Below are 22225 nucleotides of genomic sequence, written 5' to 3'. Positions count from 1 at the left end.
CACCCGTAGCTTTGCAGAATAGTCCCCACAGAAACGAAAGTGGTCCATAAAATAAAAAAAGACCTGCAATTCCGATGTCGGTTTCGCAGATCTTTTTCACACCTTCTCTATACCAATTCACATTAAAAATGTACCTACCTGTTCAATTTTTAGAAGATAATCCGGAAGAGTTATTACCCGGACTCGTCACGATCATGGAGACAGCTTCGCTTCATTCGGTTAATGTAGATGATCTACTTGAAAGATTCTCAGAAAAAATTAAGGATTTTGGAAATCTCGAAGACGCTACAAATAGAACTCACTATTTTAGATTGTTATATCATCGGGCTATTTACTATGCTAAACATCTATGCAAGAAGAGAAGCGGCAATTTGAGCAGTTCCCTAGCAGGCAGGACAATATTAGGCAGGCGTATGAGAAGGGGGAAATTTCAACGACGATCGCTCTGAATAAAATAGTCATTCCAGCAACTCGTGTTGTTTCTGACATTGAGTTTATCGCCAAGCAGGTTATTTTAATCAAGGCAGGAAAACTTGTCTTGCAGGAGGAGCCCCAGCAGATTTTGGAGCGTATGAAAGAAAAAGTATTTGAAGTGCAGATAGAAGAAAACGCCTTGGCTCATGTGCAAGAGCAATATAAAGCAAGCAATATTACAAGTGAAAACGGCGGTGTCTGTGTTCGAATCGTTAGTGATAGCAAGCCGATAGAAGGGGATGTGCGATCCGTAAAGCCGAATTTGGAGGATGTTTATTTATATATGTTTGATCAGGATTCGAATTAGAATTTAGGCTCACGTCATGGTATCATCCCTGTCCAGGACGTGAGCCTTGTTACTATCTATCCGGAATAACAAACGACACGGTTGTTCCTTCATTAACACGGCTCACGATCGACAAGCCTTGACCGTACAGCTGCTGCAATCGCCGATTCGTATTAGGGATGCCAATGCCTGCTTTTTCACTCTGAGCCGCATTTTGCAATTGATTGACCTTTTCCTGCTCCATTCCCTTGCCGTTATCTTTAACTTCAATAAGGGTGAAGCCCTCCCGGCGAGTAATGGACAGCTGGATCGTACCGCCTGCGTTTCGGCTGAGAAGACCGTGTTTGACGGCGTTCTCGACCAGCGGCTGAATTGAGAGCGGAGGAAGCAGCAGCCGCATGCCCGTCTCCACCTCCCATTTAATCGACAGCCGATCCCCGAACCGCGTTTTTTCGATGTATAGATAGGCTTCAACGAGCGCGAGTTCATGAGCCAGCTCTACTAACTCCCCCGTATTGAGATAATCAAAACTAATTCGTAAAAAGGACGAGAAGGCCTCACCCAGCTTGCGCATGCTTTCCGTATCGATATCGCTTAACGCCATTAACGAATTAAGGGTGTTGAATAGGAAGTGGGGCTGGATTTGCGCTTGCAAATAGGCAGCCTCCACACGTAGACGCTCTTTAATGGATTGCTTTAGGGCTATCAATGCCCTGATCCGATATTTTAACTCCAAAGCGTCTACGGGCTTCGTCACATAGTCGCTTGCCCCTGCTGAAAATCCGGTGTAAATGTCCGCTTGCTGGCTGCGTGCGGTAAGGAGCAGCACAGGAAGCTCTGACATGGAAAACTGCTCTCTAACCTTCTGTGTTAATTCATAGCCGGACATTTGCGGCATCATAACATCGGCTATGAGCAGATCCCACTGCCTGGTCCCCAGCAATTCTATCGCCTCCCGTCCGGAACGAGCGGTAGTAATGTTATAAGGCTCCGTGGAAAGGATACTGACAAGAACATTTAGGTTGACCGGATTATCATCAACGGCAATTATATAGGCTTTGTCCTCCTTTAACAGCGGCGGCAGTGCGGCGGCAGCTTCCATTTCCCCAATGGAGTGCGGAAAAAGAAAGCCGGCAGGCACCTCATCTATTATTCCCTTCGTTTGTGCCTGAGCAATAGGGACCTGATTGGGTTCAAAATCTGCTGCGTCTGCTAAAGGCAGATTAAAGCTGAAAACGGAGCCCTTTCCCAATTTGGAGCGAACCGTCAAGTCGCCATTATGCAGCTCGACAAGCTGCTTGCAAATGCTTAAGCCCAGTCCGATGCCCTGCTCACCGCTTATTCCATCAGAGCCTTGCTCATAAGGGAGAAAAATACGCGACTGGGTCGCCTCATCCATGCCGGGCCCCGTATCGGCAATATGAATAACAGCCTGCCTGTCCCGAATTTCGGCTGAGACGGAGATGCTTCCCTCCTCGGTATATTTAAGCGCATTATGCAGCAGGTTATACAAAATTTGAACGAGCCTTTTCTCATCCGCCAATACCAAAGGCAGCGATTCCGGTATCTCCATATGCAGTTCGATTGGCTTGCTTTCCTTCATAAATTGCAGCATTGCGACAACGCCAGGAGCGATGGACTGAATGCTGAGGGGCTCCCGCTGCAAAACAATGCGCCGTTCCTGAAGCCGAACGACATCGAGAAGATCGCCAAGCAGCTGTGACATCCGTCTGCTGATCGTAATGAGCAGCTGCATATCCTCAAGGCTGCTTTTCGCAAGCCTGGTCTTCTCTTTGGTGACAACGTTATAAGCGATGTTCATAATACCGTGCAGCGGCGTGCGGAGCTCATGGGACGTATTAGCCAAAAACTGGTCCTTAATTTTATCCGCTTTTTGTAGTTGCTTGTTCAATTCCATGTTTTCTATCGAATTTCGAAAATACTTTTTAAACCAATAGGCCGAAAAGCCGGTAATAGCAAAAATAATGTCGATGGGATAGTAGACAGTCGTAACATCTCTTGCGCTCTCAGCAATACTCCACAGTAAGTTGGATAAGATGTTTGTTGCGGAGAACAGCAAGAAAATGACGTCATTATCTTTATTTTTTTGCAAAATCATCGTTCCTACTATGTATATAAACCAGACGAATGATATGAAATTAATCGTATGAAATACATTGAAATGGACGATTGTATAAGCAATATTGGCTGGTGAGACCAGGAAAATGCCGGTAAGAGCAACATTCGCTGCAATGTAGGTTTGGAACCATTTTTCTCGCAGCGGGGCCGCGTTGAAACTTTTGAATAGCAGAAGCAGAAACACATTTTGCCACAGCAGAGAGATCAGTCTAATTTTGATTGCCCATGTATAGTTAATCGGCAGCCATAACAAGAGTATATTATCGTGACTTACTAGAATCGTAATGCCAACGGATATCGTTAACAGCGCTGCGATCAACAAGGTCCTCTCTTTTGAGCTGAATAGATAGAGAATGCAAGCATACAGGCAATGAAGCAGCAGAATAAGAAAAATGAACAGCTGAAATCCAATCGAGTACCAGCGCACAAAATCAATAGTGGCCGCAGTGCCAAAGCGAATCGGAGTTACAATGCCGCCATTATAGGGGTTGTCGAAATTGGCCGCACGAATGACCAGTTCAATCTCGGTCACTCCTTCTGTGTCATAAGTAGAGGTAAAAGAGATGCTTTTGGGTGTATATTCATTTGCAGCGTCGGCTAGCTTGCCCATAATGGCAAAATTTTTTCCGTTAATTTCAATTTCCGATGCCGCCTGAATTTTTTTAAACCAGAATGAAACAGGAGTCTGAAGCGAATCAATCAAAATGCGAAGACGATACGTTCCATACCCGTACGAGTTGTTTGAATGCTGCTGAAGCGCGCTCCCCCAGTCACCTGGTACGGTAACATGGCTTGCTTCGGGTTCCTTCTCCAGAAACTCGTCTCCCGAAACAAAATTTTCAGGATAAAACTCCCATTCTCCATTCAAATAGAGCACAGGGGAATTTTCCAGATCAATACCGCGCAGGTCAAGCACGCCGCCAACAGCACGGGGCTGGTGGTCGGATACGGGAAAAACGACAGACCACGCCCATCTCATGCCGACTAATGCAGCAAAAATAAACAGCATGATTGTTATATATTTAAAAAGTGTTATATGCTTTGCCTGCATGACGTTCATCAATTTTGTCATAAATGAATAAAACCTCTTTTGACCGCTCTTTATTGTTAATCCTTTACATTATAGCATAGGATTTAGCCATTCTCTTGCTTGGCTGCTAAAGAGAGCAGGTAACGACAAAGGTATCAAGATTCTGTAGAGCTTATTTTACTGTTTTTAACATCATATAATATGATTAATGATGCGGACTTCAAAAAGTTTGTTGTCTATTTGGAATAGCCGCTGCTGCCGCAATCCCCAGGATTACGGCTTTGTTCTCGGCTACTACAGCTTGATATTCTTCTCGTCAAAATATTCCTCCAGCGTCATTCCCTGCTTGGCTACATCCTCCGCGATGTCAGTTCCCACATAACGAATATGCCAAGGCTCGTATACATAGCCAGTCACATCTTCCTTGTCCTTCATATAACGAATAATAAATCCGTATTCCGGCGCATGCTTCTCCAGCCACTCGCCTTCCCTAGAGGCTCCGAAGGATTGCTCCAGCACATTGTCTACGCTTGGACTGGACACATCAATCGCCAATCCTGTCTGGTGCTCGCTTGTACCCGGTACCGCGCTGACTTTAGAGGCATATTCCTGCCCCTTTGTCTTCACATTGTTGTTGAAAATGGAAACCTGACGCTTATAGGAACGGTATCCCGATACAGCACGCAGCTCCATGCCGTCCTTCTTCGCACCGTCGAACAGCTTCTCCAGCGCCTCTGCCGCTTCCTTCCGCATATGCCGTTTCTCATGCGGGCCTTCGAAGGAAAAAGGTACCTTCGGCTCCACCAGATCATCCGGGGCATAGCCTACAGGCAAGCTGCGCTTTTTGTTCACCACGACGGTATCAGACGTAGCGTTGGTGACAATGGCAGTCCCCCCATCTTCCTTCACCGTGGCTTGCAGCGCACTCTCGCTTCGTAGCGCCATCACGGGATCTGCCTGTCCGCTTCCTGTACCCACCGAGGCTTGTCCAGTACCCGTTTCAGTACCGCTACTATTGCCCGCATTCGACTGGGTGGCAGGCTGGACGCTCTCCTGTGTCGTCGGGGATGATTTCAGCGGCTCGCTTTCCTGTCCACCCGAACCTCCCTGCTGGCACGCTGCCAACAGCAGCCCCGGCAGGATCAGTCCCGGGATAAGCGCTTTGCTCCAGCGCTGAGGGGTCCGTTTCTGTTGTATATGTTGTTTCATGCGGGTATCTCCTCCAATATTACATTTGATGCATGGCTTGCTATGGTTTTACGTTCCCCTATTGTAACTGAACTTTCGACACTCTTCGAAGCCGTTATCCAGTTCGATGAAGCTGAATAGGCCCGAAAAAGAAAGAATAGACCCGAATTGTTAGGGAGTATGACGTTTTTGCGGAATTGTAGCCCGGGCGCGTTCAGCTACACGCTCACGTATGAGCTTCAGTGCCTCTTCCGCACGGGGCAGTCCCGGCAGCAATGCCGTAATGTCAGCTTCATTCATAGGCGCAAGCTTCTGCGACAGACGAATCTCAATGGCATGAAAGCCCGCGCCGGGACGATGTAATGCTCCTTCGGCGGCAGATTCAGCAATCCATTCGCTGATCGCCGCCGATCCGCTGCGTGCGCCCTCTGACCGCGAGGTTGGCTCATGCGCGAGAGATGCCCCCTGCACATGGGACAGTTCACCTGCCCAAGCACTGAATACGAATTCCAGCAGTGCTTCGCGCGTCATTCCGATCAGGTCCAGACCAAGCAGCGGCTCGCTTTCCAGCCCCGCTTGGAGAGCCTTCTTCGCTTCGTCGGCTGCACCAACGCCGTCCTCCAGATTGGATGTAGCCGCATCGGCTGCTACCTGAACGACCTCATCCAGCGAGAGGCAGGCTTCCCCCTGTATAAAACGGTATATGTCCCAAGGTTCCGCCTTTAGCTGCTCCAGCCATGCCGTCCGCTGTTCCGGGTCCAGTACAGGCACGGTGCCAGTCCAGCGGGCAGCCCGAGCAATCGCCGAACCGTTGTCCGTTCCGTACTCCTCTACTTCCGCCTCCCATTGACCGTCAGTTACTCGCAGCTTCACTCGCGGCCTTGTCATCGTCTTCATCCTTTCTGTGCTTACTCAATCCATATATCATTTTGCAGCGCAATCAGACCACGCAATTCATCGTCAGACATTTCCGTCAGCCAATGCTCACCGGAGCCGACAACCTGCTCGGAAAGCGCCTTTTTGCTCTCGATCAGCTCGTCGATCCGTTCCTCCAGCGTACCTTGGCAGATCAGCTTATGCACCTGCACGTTCCGGCTTTGACCAATGCGGAATACCCGATCCGTCGCCTGATTTTCTACCGCAGGATTCCACCAGCGGTCATAGTGAATAACATGACTGGCACGCGTCAGGTTCAGGCCAACGCCACCCGCCCGCAGGGAAAGCACGAATATATTCGGCCCTTCCCCCTGCTGGAAGTTGTGGACAATTTCGTCCCGTTTGGTTTTCGCCAGCCCTCCATGCAGGAAATACGGTTCTTCCCCGAAAATCCGGGCCAGCCGTGCTACCAACAGCTCTCCCATGGACACATATTGGGTGAAAATCAGAGCGGATTCTCCATTCTCCCGAATGGTTTCCACCAGCTCCAGCAGCCGTTCCATTTTGCCCGAATTTTCGGTTTTTCCAGTGTCAGCCCGGCCCGGAATGATCAGACCCGGATGGTCGCAAATTTGCTTCAGCTTGGTCAGCGAAGACAGGACAAGCCCCTTGCGGGCGATACCGATCTGCCCGTCCAGTGTCCCCATGAGTTGATCCACCACGCCGCGATACAATCCAGCCTGCTCCGGTGTCAGTACACAATATGATTTCAATTCCAGCTTCTCCGGCAAATCCTTGCGTATATCCGGATCGCTTTTGAGTCGACGCAGCATGAACGGCGAGACGAGACGATATAGCTCGCGCAGCGCCCCCTCTCTCCTCTCCCGCCATACTGTAGCGCTGACGGAACGAAGATGAGGTGCCGAGGTAACCCGGATTCAGAAATTGAAAAATGGACCACAGCTCACTCAGCCGATTCTCCACCGGGGTGCCCGTCATGGCGATCCGATGCGGTGCTGACAGCTTCATTACGCTCTGAGCCTGCTTTGTCCGTGCATTTTTAATATATTGCGCCTCATCCAACACGATAGAGGACCAATAGACCGCAGATAAATCGCTGCCGTCCCGACCCGCCAAATGGTAGGTAGTGAGAACGATATCATACTCGCGGACGCTTTCTTGAAATGCCTCCCCGTGAAGTCGCTGGTTGCCGTGATGAATATAAAGTGACAAATCCGGCGAAAAACGCTTCAGCTCCCGCTGCCAGTTACCGAGCAGCGAGGTCGGACAGACGATCAACGCCGGACGCTGATCCGTCGCGCCGATGCCGCCATCGAGCAGGCAGGTAATCACCTGAATCGTTTTACCAAGCCCCATGTCGTCCGCAAGGCAGACACCGAAGCCCAGCCCGCGCATGGCAGCCAGCCATTGGAAGCCGCGCTCCTGATAAGGACGCAATGCGCCATGCAGCGTCTTTGGTACAGGGCGCGGCTCCACAGAACGAAGCACGCCGCCCTCAACCAGAGAGGCCAGCAACCCGGCAGATTCCGCGCCGAAGATGGACAGGCCCTTCCATGAGGCCTCGCCTGCACCTTCATTTTCCGCGGCCAGATGCATCCATTCGGACAAGGTCATTTCGCCGTCTTCACCGCGCTTGATAAAACGCAGCACCTGACGAATTTCCTTCGGATCGACCTCGATCCATTCGCCTCCCAGACGTACATACGGCAAATTAGCCGCGACGATGCTTTCCAATTCCTCCATCGTCAAGGTCGTATCGCCCAGCACAGCCTCGGCATCAAAGGAAATCATGCGGTTAATACCGACCGTCGATGTGTCGGTATTCACGCCTTCCGGCGGGGTGCCGCGCTCCGCCGGACGCATTTTGAGCCGCAAGCCTGCGCGGCGGCGACCCTCCCGGCTCCAGCGTGAAGGCATTTGCACGGTGGTTCCGTTCTTTTGCAGAGCGGGTACGGCTTCCGTCAGGAAGCGGAAGAACAGCTCAGGCTCCAGCGTGAGGCCCTCGGGATAAGGGCGGCTCAACGCTTCTTGCAGTATCGGTGCCGCTTCGGCCGCCTGTCCAAGCAGCAGCAGCAGCTGTGCCTGCACTTGGCGATACACGATGGTGCCGCGCACCAGATCGCGCTCGGGATGCGCCCACAGCGCCAAAGCAGGCAGTCGCAACCCCGGCTCGGCATCGCTTTCTGCCCAAAAGGTAATGCGCCATTCCTTCACATTCTCTTCCAGTGAAGGCTCCAGACGAAGGCACAGACGAACCTGTCCTTCGATCGGCTCCTGATCCTCCCGTTCCATGACTGGCATCGCGCTTCCTTCAAGAGAAGCCGCCTGGAGAACCAACTCCTTCATCTCGGCAGGCGTTCCCTGTATCGCAACCGGGCGGGAACCTGTCAGCAGGCTGTTCCACCACAGCTCTGCCAGCGGCGATCCCCCGCGCCGATACTCTGCGCGATATCTGCTCAGCTCACGGTCGGAGGCTGCCAGCACCGCGGTCGTTTCCGCATGGATGACCGCACACAGGAAGGAATAGAGCACAATTCCCGCTGCATCCTCCCGTGTTTCCGGCTCCTTGCCTGCGAAGACGGCGGGAGCCGCCATACAGACGGCTGGCATCGCCGAAGCCAGCTCATGAAAGCGGCGAACGTCCTCCTCCTGGCGCAGCCGGGGAATCCACACCCCAACCGCCGCCTCCGGGCCGCGCCGTCGCGGTCCCGATGGACGCGCCTCTGTAAGCGATGGCGCAATTTCGCCTCGCTGCATCAGTTCCAGCGCAAAATAAGCGGCCTTTTGCCAATATTGCATTTCCTCTCCCAGCGTAATGCCCGACGCAGCACAGCCCTTCTCGTCCATACGGGTCAGCAGGGCCAGTGTTTCGCGCGGTTCCAGCGCCAAGCCCTCCAGCGTGCGGCCCAGCATGGAGCGTCTTTTGCCTCCTCTGCCTGCGACTTCCACGCGAGCCGTGTTCGGTATCCGCACCTCGGCAAGACGCAACGCAGCCTGCCGAAACGGCCGAAGGTCTCCCTTCAGCGTCAGCCTGCGGATTACACTGCTCCACGCATCAATACGTGGTTCCGACGTCTCACCAGAAAAGCAAAAAAACACATCTCCGAGCCATATTCCATAAAGCGGTTGATTCATATCTGTCTCCCGTCCAGCCTTTTGAATTATTACTCTTCATCATATACGAAAACAGGCTCTTTTCAAAACTTTATCGCAAAAATAAATGGAAAGTCATAAGTTAATAACCTTAAATATTCATGTGGTTAACTATACAAAAGAGACTCGATCTATAGGATCAAGCCTCTTTTTCATCATCATCAGCTTCCGCATCCTTCAGATAAGGATTCAGGCTGTCTTGCAGCAGTTGCCTGACTCGCATACGCAGCTCTTCCGGATATATAACCTCGGCCTCCGGCCCATACTTTAACAGGAGTCTGGATACATAACTCAATTCCTCGGGCGGAATATATCCCTGCCATTCCTGATGGAAGACATTCTGGAAGAGGGGGTCTGATTCCGCCAGCCGGGCACCAAACGCAGTAAACTTTATTTTTGACGGAATTCCCTGGCGGGAATCATCCGAAGCCATCCATTCCCGGAGTGTGGGAAGGCTGGGTAAGGTTTGTTCCAGCATGGTCATTGCGATTACCCGATCAGAACGGTACAGGATAATCCGGTCTTTGCTATGCGCTGGCATGTACCAATATCCGTGATCAAAATATAGCCCAACCGGATAAACTTCAGTCCACTTTTCCCCGGAAGCGGAGCGGTAATGCATCTTCACCCGGCGCTTATTCAACGCAGCCTCCAAAATGAGCGAGGTGTAGGGCGACTCTGCGTGAGTAGGCAGCATGCGAAAAGAGATATAATCCTTCAATTGATCAATGCTATCCTGCACATCCTGTGGAAGCCCGGCATAATATTGCTCGGATACATGCCCGCGAACCGATCCGAAAGGGATATCAGGAATGTCTTCCAGCAGTTGCAGCATGAGAAAAAGACCCAAGGCCTCGTCGCGGGCAAGATGAAGGGGCGGAAGAAGTCGATTGGGAAGCGCCCGGTACCCGCCATGAGGTCCGGTTTCGGTATAAAGGGGTAACCCGGTCTGCTGCAAATAGTCGAGATCTCTTTGTATCGTCCTGACGGAGACGTCAAAACGCTCGGCAAGCTCACGTGCCGTATATTTTTTTCGGGAATCCAGTATCCTCATAAGGGCAATTCTCCGTTCGTTCATCAGGTACTCCTTTTATTAAAAATTCAATCGGATACGCAATTTAACTACGACATGATATGTCATAAATGCATTATATCATAGGAGATAGAAAGGAGCGATGAACGATGAAGGATACAAAATCTCGCAACAAAACTGTGCTGTATATTGCCATGAGTCTCGATGGGTATATAGCGCTGCCAGATGGCTCAGTGGACTGGCTGTATGATGTCAAAGGGGACGGCGGTGACAATGGATATGCCGACTTTTACGACACCGTAGGCACGGTGCTGATGGGCAGGTTAACGTATGAGGAGGTATTGAAGCTTTCAGATGATTTCCCTTATGCCGGCAAGCCGTGTTATGTACTCACCCGGTCATTAACGAAGCATCAGCAAGCACCGCATGTTACGTTTACAGACGAAGCTCTGTCTGAGCTTGTTCTGCGTCTGCAAGAACAATCGGAAGGTGCAATATGGCTGGTGGGTGGAGGCCAGTTAGTTCAGGTCTTCATGCGGGAGGGACTGCTGGAGGAGGCTATCATTGCGGTCATTCCCAAGGTGCTCGGACAAGGAATACCATTATTTCCAGAAGGAACGCTGCCAAGTACGTTTGAACTCAAAGAAATAGAACGCTGCGGGGATATCGTTATGCTTCATTATCATATATAATTCTGTTTACAGAAAAGCCTTCGTATTTCAAGATCATGCAATCTCCCTGGAATACGAAGGCTGTATCGCGTGCTTTTGTTCATTATTTGGTCTTCAAATTATCCCACGTGCTCTGGAAATCCTCGAACAGCTTCCCGGCATCCGATTTGCCCGCCACATAGGCTTGCATCTGACTGCCGAATTCCTGCTGCGCTCCTTCAGGATAGCGGCTAAAGAACCAGCCCAGCAGCTTGTTTTCCTGACTGTATTTCACCACTTCGGCACCCAATTGGCCCATATCAGCCTCTGACCCTTTGATGCTCTTGAACGCCGGAATGAATTTGAATTCCTTGGTGATATACTTTTTACCCTGCTCGGATGTCACCATCCAGTTTAAAAACTCCTTCGCCTCGGCTTTGACAGATGAATTTTTATTAACCACCCAGTTGTTGGCGACTCCTACAAACAGCTTATCTCCGGCTGCTGCGTCTTCACCAATCGGCATAGGCAGAATACCCAGATTCAGCTTTGGATTAATCCCGTCAATTTGTACTTGGGTCCAATTCCCTTGCTGCATCATGGCGGCCTTGCCCGTAGCAAAATTCGTTACCTGAGTATTGTAATCCGTCGTCAGCGGTTTGGAGTTGCCATACTTGAGCGTCAGATCGAACAGCTTAATCCACTCGGCGAATACAGCGTTGCCCGGGATTTTCGCTGTTCCATCATTCAGTCCCTTCACGAAAGCTGACGGGTCCGGCTGATTGGCAAATGCCACGTTCAGCAAATGATTGCCCAGTACCCAAAACTCCTGATATCCATTAGAAAAAGGTGTAATTCCTACGGCTTGGAGCTTTTGGGCAGCTCCTTCCAGCTCAGACAGCGTTTTGGGTGTCTCGGTAATGCCCGCTTTCTTGAACAAATCCTTGTTATAAATGAATCCGTAGCCCTCCAGATTCATCGGCTGACCGTACAGCTTGCCATCCTTGGTCATCGGCTCCTTGGCGACATCGACCACGTCACCGACCCAAGGCTGGTCAGACAGGTCCTCCAAATATTCCAGCCACGTATCCAGCTCGCGGTAGCCTCCTACATTAAAAATATCCGGCTGCTCCCCGGAGGCAAACTTCGCCTTCAAGGCCGCCCCGTAGTCGCTACCTCCGCCCACGGTCTGAATATCAAGCTTGATTCCCGGATGGGAAGCTTCATATTCGGCCTTCATGCGATTGAGTGCCTCTGCAATTTCCACCTTGAACTGAAAAATGTGAATCGTCTTTTCCTTGGCTTCCTCTTTGCCTGCATTTTGTTCACCACCGCTACTGTTACAGCCTGCCAGAACAAGTGCAAACGCAGCGAGAAGCAGAATCAGGGCTTGGGCTTTCTTTTTAAAAGTATGCGTTTTCATATTCATGTTCCCTTCTATACTAAATTTCAGTTCATCCCACACTCAGCCCTTGACTGAGCCAGCCATAATACCTTGAATAATATATTTTTGCATGGCCAGAAAGAATACGATCACTGGCAAGATACCCAGTACCAGTGCAGGCAATGCCAAATCCCACTGCTTGGTGTACTGTCCGAAAAAGGCATAGGTCGCGATTGGAATCGTCCGCAGCTCCGCCTTTTGCAGCACAAGAGAAGGCAGCAGATAGTCATTCCAGATCCAGAGCGTATTCAAAATAATAACCGTTACCATCATCGGCAGCATCAACGGATATACAATGCGGAAAAACACACCGTAAGGCGTACAGCCGTCTACCGTAGCCGCCTCCTCCACCTCCACCGGTACGCCTTTGACGAACCCGTGAAAGAGAAAGATGGACATAGGCGCCCCGAATCCCAAATAACAGATAACCAGACCACTGATGCTGTTCATTAAATCCAGCGTACTTACGACCTTGACCAAAGGAATCATCACGGATTGAAACGGAATGACCATGGCAGCCACGAACAGGGTGAACAACACCCGATTATAACGCGTCGGATGCCGGACCATCCGGTAAGCAGCCATCGAGCTGATCAGCGCAAGCGACAGATTACTGACCACCGTAACCACGAGTGAATTCCATAAGGCCTCGGGAAAACGTGTAATGCTCCATGCTCTGGCATAGTTACTCCATACAAACGTTTGCGGCCAGGCCGCCGAATCGGTGAGCAGATCACCAAAGCTTTTGACCGAATTGACGAACAAAAAATAAAACGGAACGAGGAATATCAAAGCGACGAGAATCATGACCAGCTCGGTCACCCATGTTCCGGCACGGTAACGCTTGCTTGTTTCCACTTACGCCTCCACCTCCCGGCTTTTCGTCAAACGCACCTGAAGGCTCGTAACAAGCGCAACAATGATAAAGAATATGAGTGCTTTGGCCGTTCCTAGCCCATAACGATTATTCACAAACGCTTCATTGTAAATATTGAGTGCGACTGACTCCGTGGAACCGAAGGGCCCCCCTTTGGTCAGTGACAAATTGAGATCGAACATTTTAAACGACCACGAGATCGCCAGGAAAAGACATACCGTAACGGCAGGCATGATCAAAGGCAGTATAATTGACCTTAATATTTGCATCCGGCTCGCTCCGTCAATTTCAGCTGCCTCCAGCATATCCCGCGGCACATTGGTCAGGGAAGAGATGTAAATGACCATCAAATATCCGGCGGTTTGCCAGATAAACACGATCACAATACCCCAGAAAGCCGTGATCTCATCTCCCAGCCAGGGCAGATTGAAGAAAGACAAGTCCGTACTCTCTCCAATCGCTGCAAATCCTTTGACGAAAATAAACTGCCAGATAAATCCCAGCAACAGCCCGCCAATCACATTAGGCATGAAAAAAATAGTCCTCAGCACATTTTTTGTTTTCAGCGGCTTGGTTAAAAAATACGCCAGCAAAAAACCAATCATATTCGCAGCCACTACTCCAATCACCGTAAAACGGACCGTAAACCAGAACGCTGTCCTAAACTTGTCATCATCCAGTAAAATGTGACTGAAATTATCCAATCCGACCCACTTCGCCTGATTAGCAACTCCATTCCACTCTGTAAAAGAATAGTACATTCCTAGCATGAAAGGGATTACAATAATGATAACGAAAAATAACGTCGACGGCCCTACGAAAATCCATTGCTGGAGCCATTGCGACGATTTGGCGCGGTTCAAGCCGATCCCCCCTTTGTTGTCTGTTGGTGTCTGGAGCGCTCCTTACGGCTTCCTCAAGCAGCATGGGCGCTTTGACCATTCGATTTGTGGTTCACATGTTCATTATGTCGAATAAGCGCTCTGGAGAACACGCAAGATCGTGAACCATTCAGGGGGAAAATATTGACCTCCGGCTTGCCTTGAATTGTGAAAGGAGCTATTCGCATGAAATTCCACAGCATTCGTTCTCGCCTGATCTGGTTTCTCTTAATTGCGGTTACTCTGCCGCTGCTGCTGTCGATGACTATGACCTTCATTCTTACCAAGCAATCCTTGCGAGAGCAGGCCACACAAGAAAATGAACGGCTTATTTTTCAGGGAATTACGAATCTGGATAACTATTTACAGGGATTAAACCGCGCGTCCATTGGAGTCTATAATGATCCTCATTTCCTGCGCAACCTGGCTAAAATTCCGAATGATTACCGGGCCGTTGCCGAAATTTACACCACGCTGCAAACGATGATGAATGCTTCGTCAGGCATCGATCAGGTGTATTTGCACTCTTTTGAGGCCAGGCAATCTACGCTGATTACCAGCACAGTCCCTCTACGGGAATTCCGGCTGGCACCCTTTCCCGGCTCCATTCATTACGGCTCTTCCGGATTGTTCATCCAGCCTTCACATACGAAGCATTTGTACGGCTTTTCGGCGGTTTCCTATGCAGAACACGACACACAGCGGCAGGTATTTACACTCCATCGGGCGATTCAGAACATTCCTTCCTCAGAGATGCTTGGGGTGCTTGCTATGGATGTTCGTCTGGACCCGCTGCGTAGCATTTGCCGTCAGTTGTACAATGCAGATACAGAGGAACTGTTTTTGATCGACCGGAACGGAACGATCATATATAGTGGACAGGAAGCGTCGATTGGAACGCGCTGGAAGGAATCCGGCCTGCTTAATCGAATTTCTAAAGAAGGCAAGCACGGAGTCATTGAAGATGATACGGCATTGCAGGTGTACGGCAAGCTGGATGCCAGCCTGTCAGGCTGGACGCTCATTAAGAAAATCCCTAATCGCACGCTTTATTTACGGGCCACCCGCCTGACCCAGATCAATGCAGTCATTACAGGCGCAGCGTTGCTGCTCGTCATTGTTGCCACCTTGTGGATTTCCATCAAAATCACGGAGCCCATCAAGCGACTGACCCGCTACATAAACCAGATTCAGTCCGGTCAATTGGATGTAGACATCCGGGCCATGAGCAATGATGAGATCGGAGTGCTGTCACGCCGCTTCAGACAGATGATGGATACCATCAACAACCTCATTTTACGGGAATACAAGCTCGAACTGGCGAACAAGACACATCAATTGAAAGCGCTTCAAGCACAGATTAACCCTCATTTTTTATACAATACGCTGCAATCTATCGGAACGCTGGCTCTACAGCATGAGGTGCCGCGAATCTATTCCCTGCTCTCTTCCCTTGCCAAAATGCTCCGCTATAACATGCGGGATCATACAGTCGTAACACTTAAGGAAGAGGCCGAGCATGTAAAGCAATATCTTGATTTGCAAAAAGAACGCTTTGGCGAGCAATTAGAGGTCACTTACCAATGGGATGATGGGGTCCTGGATGATCAGGTGCCCAAAATGATTCTCCAGCCATTAGTGGAAAATTACTTTAAACACGGTGCTGATCCGCGGCTGGGACATGGTGAAATTCGAATTGCGGGCTGCCAGATTCGGGAAGGAATCGTGAAGATTACAGTGGAAAATAATGGGATATCGATTCCGCAGGCTGAGTTGGAGCATCTCCAGCATATGCTGAAACGTCCGCTGAAAGCCTATGAGGAACCGAACACCAGCGAGTCGGATTCTATCGGACTCCGTAATGTGCTGCTGCGCATCCAGCTTCACTCCGAAGACGGCTCTAATACCCTGTATGTAGACAATATTCTGCCTCATGGCGTTCGTTATACACTCGAAATTCGTACCGAAGCTCATACCGAAATTTATACTAAGGGAGAGTGACCTGTCATGAAAGTCCTGATTGTGGATGATGAAAAGCATGTGCGCCATGCCATTCGAATGCTTGTACATTGGGAAGCTTGTGGCGTGACTGAGGTCATTGAAGCCGAGTCGGGCGATCAGGCGATTGAGGTCATCACCGCCCTTTCGCCACCCGTTGTACTCACGGATATGCGGATGCCTGGCAAGGACGGGGTGGCCCTAATGGAGTGGATTCAGGTGAATTCCCCCGCGACCAGAGTCGTGGTGGTCAGCGGCTATGACGATTTTGAGCTGGTCCGGCAGGTCATCCGGCGGGGAGGCATGGACTATATTCTCAAGCCTGTGGACCCGGTGGAGATTAACGAGGCTTTAACGAAAGCCACTCAAGCCTGGCAGACAGCGGAGCAAGACCGGAACAGGCACACGATGCAGGCGATTGAGGTGAACCGGATGAGGCCGCACTATGCCGACAAGCTCCTGACCGAGCTGGTATCCGGTACGGCGAATACCCATCTTTCCATCACGCCCTTACGTGAGGAACTGCATCTTCCTGCGGCTATTCATATGTGCAATGCAGCGGTGATGAGCACCACTCAACTGAATGCCGATATGCTGGACAAATACAAGACGCGGCACACGCTTTTGGGCTTTTCCCTGATTAACATCTGCAACGAGTTTCTCGGGAATTCCCAAACCGGAATTGCGTTCCGCCATCTGGAGCGTATGGACGAAATTATTCTGCTGTATTGGGGCGAACCGTCCCGCTGGCCGCTGCTCTTACAGGATATCCACACAGGGATAAGAACGACGTTGCGGTGCTATATGCACATCGGAATCGGCTCTTTCGGTGCCTTTCCCGTGGCGGCGGCCACAGCCTACCAGGAAGCACGGCAAGCACTGTGGAAACGAGATGTGCTGCAAGCAGCAGACTGGCTGCACAACAGCTTTCTAGCACGACAAGCGGTGCGTCTTCCCCAGCTTCCCGAGATGGAGGAGGAGCTTCGGCTTAGTGCACTCAGTTGCAACGCCAGTCGTATAGCTGCGGCGGCTGGCCGCTGGATATCAGCCGTAGCCGAGCTGCCTTTGGTTACGGCTGAGCAACTGGTCGGCTGGAATCAGGAGCTGGACTGGATGCTGGCCCGCTGGCTGAACGACAGACCCGGCGATGCGGCAGGGGAGGAACTGGCAGACGAGCACGGCTCCATCCCTGCCCTGCCGATCGACAAGCGGGGCTTGCTATCCCTGCCCCTATGGCAGAAGCTGGTCGAGAACCGGCTGCTGGCAGCTGGGCAGGCCCTTACACCAAGCCATAGCCCCAGCAATCCTGTTATCCGTGATATTGCCCGCTATCTGGATGCTCACTACGACGAGGACATTTCCCTACAGGATATGGCGAGCCGTTTTTACCTCAGTCGGGAATATATCTCTCGTAAATTCAAGCAGGAATACGGCGTTAATCTGTCCGAGTATCTATGCCGGATCAGGATGGACAAAGCGAAGCTGCTGCTGTTAAACGACAAGCTACGCCTTCATCATATTGCCGGTATGGTCGGTTATCAGGACGAAAAATATTTTGGCAAGGTATTCAAAAAACTGGAGGGCGTCACGCCCGGCGAGTTCAGAAGGCGCCATTCTGTAGATTCTCAGCCGTTAACGCATACAGCACATGATCTTCCCAGACACCATTAATCTTCAAATAGTTTAGAGCCAGCCCTTCCCGGCGAAATCCGGCCTTTTCCATTACTCGATTGGATGGCGTATTTCTCGGCATAACCCCGGCCTGTATACGGTGCAATCCCAATTCATTTATGGCGTAACGTACAACATCCTTTACTGCTGAGGTGGCGTAGCCTTGTCCGTGATGTGGAGGATCTACGAAGTACCCCAGATTCGCATTTTGAAAAGGGCCTCTGGCCACGCCTGATAGCTCCATTCTGCCGATCAGCTTGTCATTTTCCGGCAAAAAAAGTCCAAACGTATATCCCTGCCCGGCTTGCGCAGCTTCAAGGCCGATGGAAATCAGGCGGGCCTGTTCTTCCAGCGTAAAGTAAATTTCAGGCCGTTCCGGCTCAAATGGCTTAAAAAAATCAAAATTTTCGCGTCTAATCTCCAATAATCGTTCTGCATCACTTACTTGTAAAAGTCGAATCCGTAACCCGGGATGGGTGGACTCTATCGAAAAAGAACCATTAGCTTCATGTAACATTGTCATTTTCCTTCTTTCTCGCTATTCATATGTTTCGTACTCACGGGACACAAGACAGGAAAATACCCCGGATGCTTGGCAGCAACCCAGGGTATCCCTTCAATTCAAAAATTAATCCGTAACAGGCATCCAGCCAGGCATCGTCGTCAGCGCACCCCACAGGTAGTCCGGAATGACCAGTTCCTGTTGAGCTTGCTTGGACAATGTCTTACGGATCGTATCTTCAGTGCCGTGCTGAACCTTCTGAACCCATTGCGGCTCCATCAGAAGCGGACGTCCCAGTGAAACCAGCGGTACACCTGTCTCCAGCGCTGCAAGTGCATCGTCCGGTGTATTCAGCGACCCAACTCCCATAATCGGCACGCGGTTTCCAACCTTCTCATGGATGAGAACGGTACGTGAACGTTCGTCGCTACGATCACGGAACGAACCGCCGAAGAAATGGTTAACGGAAATGTGCAGGTAATCCAGCCCTTCATCCGCCAGACGGTCTACGAGTACCAGCGTATCGTCCACCGTAATGCCTGGTGTATGTCCTTCCTCAGGAGACAAACGATACCCGAAGATGAACGGCTGCTTCGCATGCGCTGCGATCACTTTCTTCACTTCGTGGACAACCGCCAGCGGGAAGGTCATACGTTTTTCAAGGCTTCCTCCCCATTCGTCGGTACGAAGGTTGGAATGTGGGGAGAAGAACTGCTGCACCAGATAACCGTTCGCGCCGTGAAGCTCGACACCGTCATAGCCCGCTTCAATCGCGCGGCGAGTCGCTTCGCCATAGGCACGGATGACACGGTGAATATCATCAGTGGTCATTTCACGCGGAACAGGTGCGCCTTCTTTTTCCTCAGCAACCGCGCTTGCGCTGATCGACTGTCCGTCCGGTATTTGATCCGGTGGGCACGAACGACCGCCATGATAAATTTGCAGAATCGCTTTTGCGCCCTCCTGATGAATCGTGTCGGCCAGACGACGCAGGCTCGGAATCATTTCATCCTTGTCCGCGCCAAACTCATTTACAAAGCCTTTACCATCTGGAGTCACGTACACGCAAGCGGTAATGACCGCACCTACACCGCCGGAACGTTCACGGTAGTAAGCCAACTCCTGGTCACTGACCTCACCATTTTCATGAGACGCAAAGTTGGTCATCGGTGCCATCGTAATACGATTTTTCAACGTAACGCCAGATGGCAGGGTAAAAGTATCAAATAAAGGTTTATATTTCGGGTTCATTCGTTTTCTCTCCTTCAGTTTAAGTCAGATCAGATGAGGCTGTAAACCATGAAGCCTGCCTACTGTGACTTGCTTTAATTGCTTACTTTAATACAGTGGTTATAACAACCACAGTATAATGATCCGCCTCCATAAAGTCAAATCTAACCTTTTGACCTTCCTTAAACTATCCGGAAAATCTGAACCTTAGCCACTTGTCATAAGCCACCGACAGTAATTCAATTGTTCCTGGCTGTGCTGTCCTTTTCTTCCCGACGGGAAAACCAGGTCGCAAGCAGCGAGCCGGAAATATTGTGCCACACGCTGAAAATGGCACTCGGCACAGCAGCAACCGGATTAAAATGAGCCGCTGCCAGCGCAGCGCCCAGCCCGGAATTTTGCATCCCTGTTTCCAGTGTAACGGCTTTGCGTTTGGACAGATTCATTCCGAACAGCTTGGCAAACCAATACCCGAGCAGGAACCCGATGCCGTTATGCAAAATCACCACAGCAAAAATAATCGGGCCGGTTTCCAAAATCTTGCCTTTGCTGCCTGCGACCACAATCGCCACGATCAGCACAATAGCCAGCGTCGATACGAGCGGGAGTGCCTTGACACTTGCTTCGGCCTGTTTGCGGAACAACGATTTGACGATAACCCCCAGCACAATCGGTACAATCACCACGACGAGAATATCCATAATTAGCGACTTTGCATCAATATTCATCCACCTTCCAGCAAGCAGGCTGATCATGGCCGGGGTTGCCAGTGGCGCGATCAGCGTCGACACCGAAGCAATGGATACTCCCAGCGCCACGTCGCCTTTTGATAAAAGGGTCATTACGTTGGACGCGGTGCCGCTCGGGCAACAGCCTACCAAAATAACACCAACAGCAATATCTGGCGGTAGCTGCAATACCAATGCCAATGCAAACGCCAAAAACGGCATGATCAGATAATGTCCGACTACACCAATAGCCACATCAACCGGCCGCCGGAATACTTCACGAAAATCAGCCGAGGACAGCGTCATCCCCATACCGAACATCACGATGCCAAGGAATAGCTGTATGTATCCCTTCAGCCCTGTAAACGCCGCAGGAAAGAAAAATCCCAGACATGCAAATAAAAGTACCCAGATCGAAAAGGTTCCTCCTATGAACTTCCCCGCTTTTTCCAAACCATTCATTCTCCTATCTCCTCACTTCTAGTACTTAAAATTTTTATCATTGGATTACATATGACTGCATATAAACACACCTTTTTAATAAAATATTTGTAGCATGAAACTTTTCCCGGCAAGGACATATTTGGTAGCAAAGTGGGTATATTCATAGTATAAGATTGTGACCAGTCGGTCATTCCACGGTTCATCATTCATTGAGGAGGAGAGGCCCTATGTCACGAAGCCATTTATTGAAATGGTGGAATATCATTGCATTTATTGCTGTCATCGTTGTTAACATTCTGGCTTCCACACTTCCCATCGGCGGAAGAAGCACCGCTGCCGTATCCAACATGTACCCTACCCTGCTGACACCTGCGGGTTATGCCTTTTCCATCTGGTCGGTTATTTACTTGCTGCTTGCCTGCTTTGTTGTGTATCAGGCTACATCGGCAGGACAAACCAAGACGAGCGTTCAGTCTATCGGGGTTTTCTTTATTTTAAGCTGTATCTTCAACATGATCTGGATTTTTTTGTGGCAGTATGTATATGTAGAGTTGTGTGTGATTGTCATTATACTGTACTTGCTCTCTCTGGCTGTCGTATATGTGCGCACTCGTACGCCGCAACCAACCCTCGGGGAAATGTGGTTCGTCAAGCTGCCGTTCAGTCTGAATCTTGGCTGGATATCCGTCGCTACCATCATCAACATCACGGTGGCACTGAAAAAGAACGAGTGGAGCGGCTGGGGGCTCAGCGATACTACTTGGGCGATCATCATCCTGGTCATTGGCACCGTGCTTGCTATCATGGTCAGCTTCCCATATCGTGACAGCGTTTATCCACTTGTGTTCGTGTGGGCTTATGTCGCCATCGCCATCGAGCATCCGAACAATGAAAACGTGCGGTTGGCTGCATTCATTCTGGCCGCAATCATCCTGGTGTACTCGCTTTGGCTGTTCTTTGCCCGTAACCGGGACCGGGACTAAAGGAATCTCATCACGTATACCACAGGCATAAAAGAACTTCCATTTCCACATCAAGTGTGGATTTTGGAAGTTCTTTTGTATTCCTCAGCCTATTCGCCTTTCAAGGCGATAACTTCAATCTCCACCAGTGCATCCTTCGGCAGACGTGCTACCTCCACTGCACTACGAGCCGGATACGGCTGTTCGAAGAAAGAGCTGTATACTTCATTTACGCTGACAAAGTCGTTCATATCTTTCAGGAATACGGTCGCTTTCACGACTTGGTTCAGGCTGCTTCCAGCCGCTTCCAGAATAGCTTGTACGTTGCTCAAGGACAGACGAGCCTGCTCTTGTACATCTTTACCGAACTCACCTGTTGCCGGATTCAGTCCAAGCTGTCCTGAGGTGTAGATAAAACCACCCGCCTCTACAGCTTGGCTATAGGGTCCGATAGCGCCGGGAGCTTTTTCAGTGGCAATTGTTTTTTTCATATAGGTTGAATTCTCCTTCCTGATACTGGTTCTCCGTATTATAGCACGGGAAGTCCAAAGCCACTATTTCGCATGAATGGATTACCGCATAACAGGCCCCCCCCAAGGCACCCTGTTATGGTTGTGCTTTATTTTTTCATCCTACAC

At 50.4% G+C, this 22225-nt stretch carries 16 protein-coding genes and 1 pseudogene; 5 read left to right on the top strand and 12 right to left on the bottom strand.

The features are described from left to right. Window positions 1-349: 349 nt before the first annotated feature. Window positions 350-781, top strand: coding sequence for a hypothetical protein (locus tag QMK20_RS02720; protein ID WP_283654486.1), 432 nt, complete (start codon window positions 350-352; stop codon window positions 779-781). A 52-nt stretch (window positions 782-833) separates the two neighbouring features. On the opposite strand, the gene QMK20_RS02715 is transcribed toward QMK20_RS02720, so the two are convergent. From QMK20_RS02715 to QMK20_RS02695, 5 genes and pseudogenes are all read right to left on the bottom strand, one after another. Next, window positions 834-3971 (bottom strand): hybrid sensor histidine kinase/response regulator, encoded by a 3138-nt coding sequence (locus QMK20_RS02715; protein ID WP_283654485.1) that lies wholly within the window; start codon window positions 3969-3971, stop codon window positions 834-836. A gap of 252 nt (window positions 3972-4223) precedes the next feature. Then, complete coding sequence (locus QMK20_RS02710) at window positions 4224-5138, bottom strand: M15 family metallopeptidase (RefSeq protein WP_283654484.1); 915 nt, start codon at window positions 5136-5138, stop codon at window positions 4224-4226. Between the two features lie 150 nt (window positions 5139-5288). Beyond that, the gene (locus QMK20_RS02705; RefSeq protein ID WP_283654483.1) at window positions 5289-6005 is read right to left on the bottom strand and encodes a phosphoribosylglycinamide synthetase; all 717 of its coding nucleotides are present in this window, start codon (window positions 6003-6005) and stop codon (window positions 5289-5291) included. A 20-nt stretch (window positions 6006-6025) separates the two neighbouring features. Further along, window positions 6026-9149: pseudogene (locus QMK20_RS02700) on the bottom strand (DEAD/DEAH box helicase). A gap of 157 nt (window positions 9150-9306) precedes the next feature. Next, on the bottom strand, window positions 9307-10245 hold the full coding sequence (locus QMK20_RS02695) for a helix-turn-helix transcriptional regulator (protein ID WP_283654482.1): 939 nt from the start codon (window positions 10243-10245) through the stop codon (window positions 9307-9309). A 104-nt stretch (window positions 10246-10349) separates the two neighbouring features. On the opposite strand from QMK20_RS02695, the gene QMK20_RS02690 reads away from it, so the two are divergent. Further along, entirely contained in the window at window positions 10350-10892 is a 543-nt protein-coding gene (locus QMK20_RS02690; protein WP_283654481.1) for a dihydrofolate reductase family protein, read from the top strand. Window positions 10893-10974: 82 nt separating this feature from the next. Here QMK20_RS02690 and QMK20_RS02685 read toward each other — a convergent pair whose 3' ends face one another. Genes QMK20_RS02685 through QMK20_RS02675 form a run of 3 tightly spaced genes read right to left on the bottom strand, consistent with a single transcriptional unit; the run spans window position 10975 to window position 14034 of the window. Continuing rightward, on the bottom strand, window positions 10975-12273 hold the full coding sequence (locus tag QMK20_RS02685; RefSeq protein WP_283654480.1) for an ABC transporter substrate-binding protein: 1299 nt from the start codon (window positions 12271-12273) through the stop codon (window positions 10975-10977). A gap of 42 nt (window positions 12274-12315) precedes the next feature. Then, on the bottom strand, window positions 12316-13152 hold the full coding sequence (locus QMK20_RS02680; RefSeq protein ID WP_283654479.1) for a carbohydrate ABC transporter permease: 837 nt from the start codon (window positions 13150-13152) through the stop codon (window positions 12316-12318). After that, the gene (locus tag QMK20_RS02675) at window positions 13153-14034 is read right to left on the bottom strand and encodes a carbohydrate ABC transporter permease (protein ID WP_044646534.1); all 882 of its coding nucleotides are present in this window, start codon (window positions 14032-14034) and stop codon (window positions 13153-13155) included. It lies immediately after the preceding gene. 204 nt (window positions 14035-14238) lie between these two features. Between QMK20_RS02675 and QMK20_RS02670 the strand changes: the two genes are divergently transcribed. Both QMK20_RS02670 and QMK20_RS02665 read left to right on the top strand, forming a co-directional pair. Continuing rightward, window positions 14239-16053: a cache domain-containing sensor histidine kinase gene (locus tag QMK20_RS02670; RefSeq protein WP_283654478.1), complete on the top strand. Its 1815-nt coding sequence runs from the start codon at window positions 14239-14241 to the stop codon at window positions 16051-16053. Window positions 16054-16059: 6 nt separating this feature from the next. Then, complete coding sequence (locus QMK20_RS02665) at window positions 16060-17721, top strand: response regulator transcription factor (RefSeq protein WP_283654477.1); 1662 nt, start codon at window positions 16060-16062, stop codon at window positions 17719-17721. On the opposite strand, the gene QMK20_RS02660 is transcribed toward QMK20_RS02665, so the two are convergent. The 3 genes from QMK20_RS02660 to QMK20_RS02650 form a co-directional block, all read right to left on the bottom strand. Continuing rightward, window positions 17651-18238 carry a GNAT family N-acetyltransferase gene (locus QMK20_RS02660; RefSeq protein WP_283654476.1) on the bottom strand — a complete coding sequence of 196 codons (588 nt, stop codon included), beginning with the start codon at window positions 18236-18238 and terminating at the stop codon, window positions 17651-17653. The two genes, QMK20_RS02665 and QMK20_RS02660, sit on opposite strands and share 71 nt — an antisense overlap. A 111-nt stretch (window positions 18239-18349) precedes the next feature. Next, entirely contained in the window at window positions 18350-19474 is a 1125-nt protein-coding gene (locus tag QMK20_RS02655) for an NADH-dependent flavin oxidoreductase (RefSeq protein WP_283654475.1), read from the bottom strand. A gap of 218 nt (window positions 19475-19692) precedes the next feature. After that, window positions 19693-20643 (bottom strand): bile acid:sodium symporter family protein, encoded by a 951-nt coding sequence (locus tag QMK20_RS02650; RefSeq protein WP_283654474.1) that lies wholly within the window; start codon window positions 20641-20643, stop codon window positions 19693-19695. A gap of 209 nt (window positions 20644-20852) precedes the next feature. Here QMK20_RS02650 and QMK20_RS02645 point away from each other — a divergent pair, with 209 nt between their 5' ends. After that, window positions 20853-21608, top strand: a complete 756-nt coding sequence (locus QMK20_RS02645) for a tryptophan-rich sensory protein (RefSeq protein WP_283654473.1) — start codon at window positions 20853-20855, stop codon at window positions 21606-21608. A gap of 89 nt (window positions 21609-21697) precedes the next feature. On the opposite strand, the gene QMK20_RS02640 is transcribed toward QMK20_RS02645, so the two are convergent. Continuing rightward, window positions 21698-22078 (bottom strand): RidA family protein, encoded by a 381-nt coding sequence (locus tag QMK20_RS02640; RefSeq protein WP_014279543.1) that lies wholly within the window; start codon window positions 22076-22078, stop codon window positions 21698-21700. Window positions 22079-22225 lie beyond the last annotated feature (147 nt).

The sequence above is a fragment of the Paenibacillus sp. RC334 genome (assembly GCF_030034735.1).
Classification (GTDB): Bacteria; Bacillota; Bacilli; order Paenibacillales; family Paenibacillaceae; genus Paenibacillus; species Paenibacillus terrae_A.
The sequence above is the reverse complement of the archived record's forward strand: the minus strand, read 5'-3'. Positions and strand labels throughout refer to the sequence as shown.

Bases quoted from the DNA above. Each gene is read 5' to 3' on its own strand.
- QMK20_RS02640 (WP_014279543.1), bottom strand. From the start codon at position 22,078: ATGAAAAAAACAATTGCCACTGAAAAAGCTCCCGGCGCTATCGGACCC.
- QMK20_RS02655 (WP_283654475.1), bottom strand. From the start codon at position 19,474: ATGAACCCGAAATATAAACCTTTATTTGATACTTTTACCCTGCCATCT.
- QMK20_RS02645 (WP_283654473.1), top strand. From the start codon at position 20,853: ATGTCACGAAGCCATTTATTGAAATGGTGGAATATCATTGCATTTATT.
- QMK20_RS02670 (WP_283654478.1), top strand. From the start codon at position 14,239: ATGAAATTCCACAGCATTCGTTCTCGCCTGATCTGGTTTCTCTTAATT.
- QMK20_RS02695 (WP_283654482.1), bottom strand. From the start codon at position 10,245: ATGAACGAACGGAGAATTGCCCTTATGAGGATACTGGATTCCCGAAAA.
- QMK20_RS02690 (WP_283654481.1), top strand. From the start codon at position 10,350: ATGAAGGATACAAAATCTCGCAACAAAACTGTGCTGTATATTGCCATG.
- QMK20_RS02705 (WP_283654483.1), bottom strand. From the start codon at position 6,005: ATGACAAGGCCGCGAGTGAAGCTGCGAGTAACTGACGGTCAATGGGAG.
- QMK20_RS02665 (WP_283654477.1), top strand. From the start codon at position 16,060: ATGAAAGTCCTGATTGTGGATGATGAAAAGCATGTGCGCCATGCCATT.
- QMK20_RS02650 (WP_283654474.1), bottom strand. From the start codon at position 20,643: ATGAATGGTTTGGAAAAAGCGGGGAAGTTCATAGGAGGAACCTTTTCG.
- QMK20_RS02710 (WP_283654484.1), bottom strand. From the start codon at position 5,138: ATGAAACAACATATACAACAGAAACGGACCCCTCAGCGCTGGAGCAAA.
- QMK20_RS02685 (WP_283654480.1), bottom strand. From the start codon at position 12,273: ATGAAAACGCATACTTTTAAAAAGAAAGCCCAAGCCCTGATTCTGCTT.
- QMK20_RS02715 (WP_283654485.1), bottom strand. From the start codon at position 3,971: ATGACAAAATTGATGAACGTCATGCAGGCAAAGCATATAACACTTTTT.
- QMK20_RS02660 (WP_283654476.1), bottom strand. From the start codon at position 18,238: ATGTTACATGAAGCTAATGGTTCTTTTTCGATAGAGTCCACCCATCCC.
- QMK20_RS02720 (WP_283654486.1), top strand. From the start codon at position 350: ATGCAAGAAGAGAAGCGGCAATTTGAGCAGTTCCCTAGCAGGCAGGAC.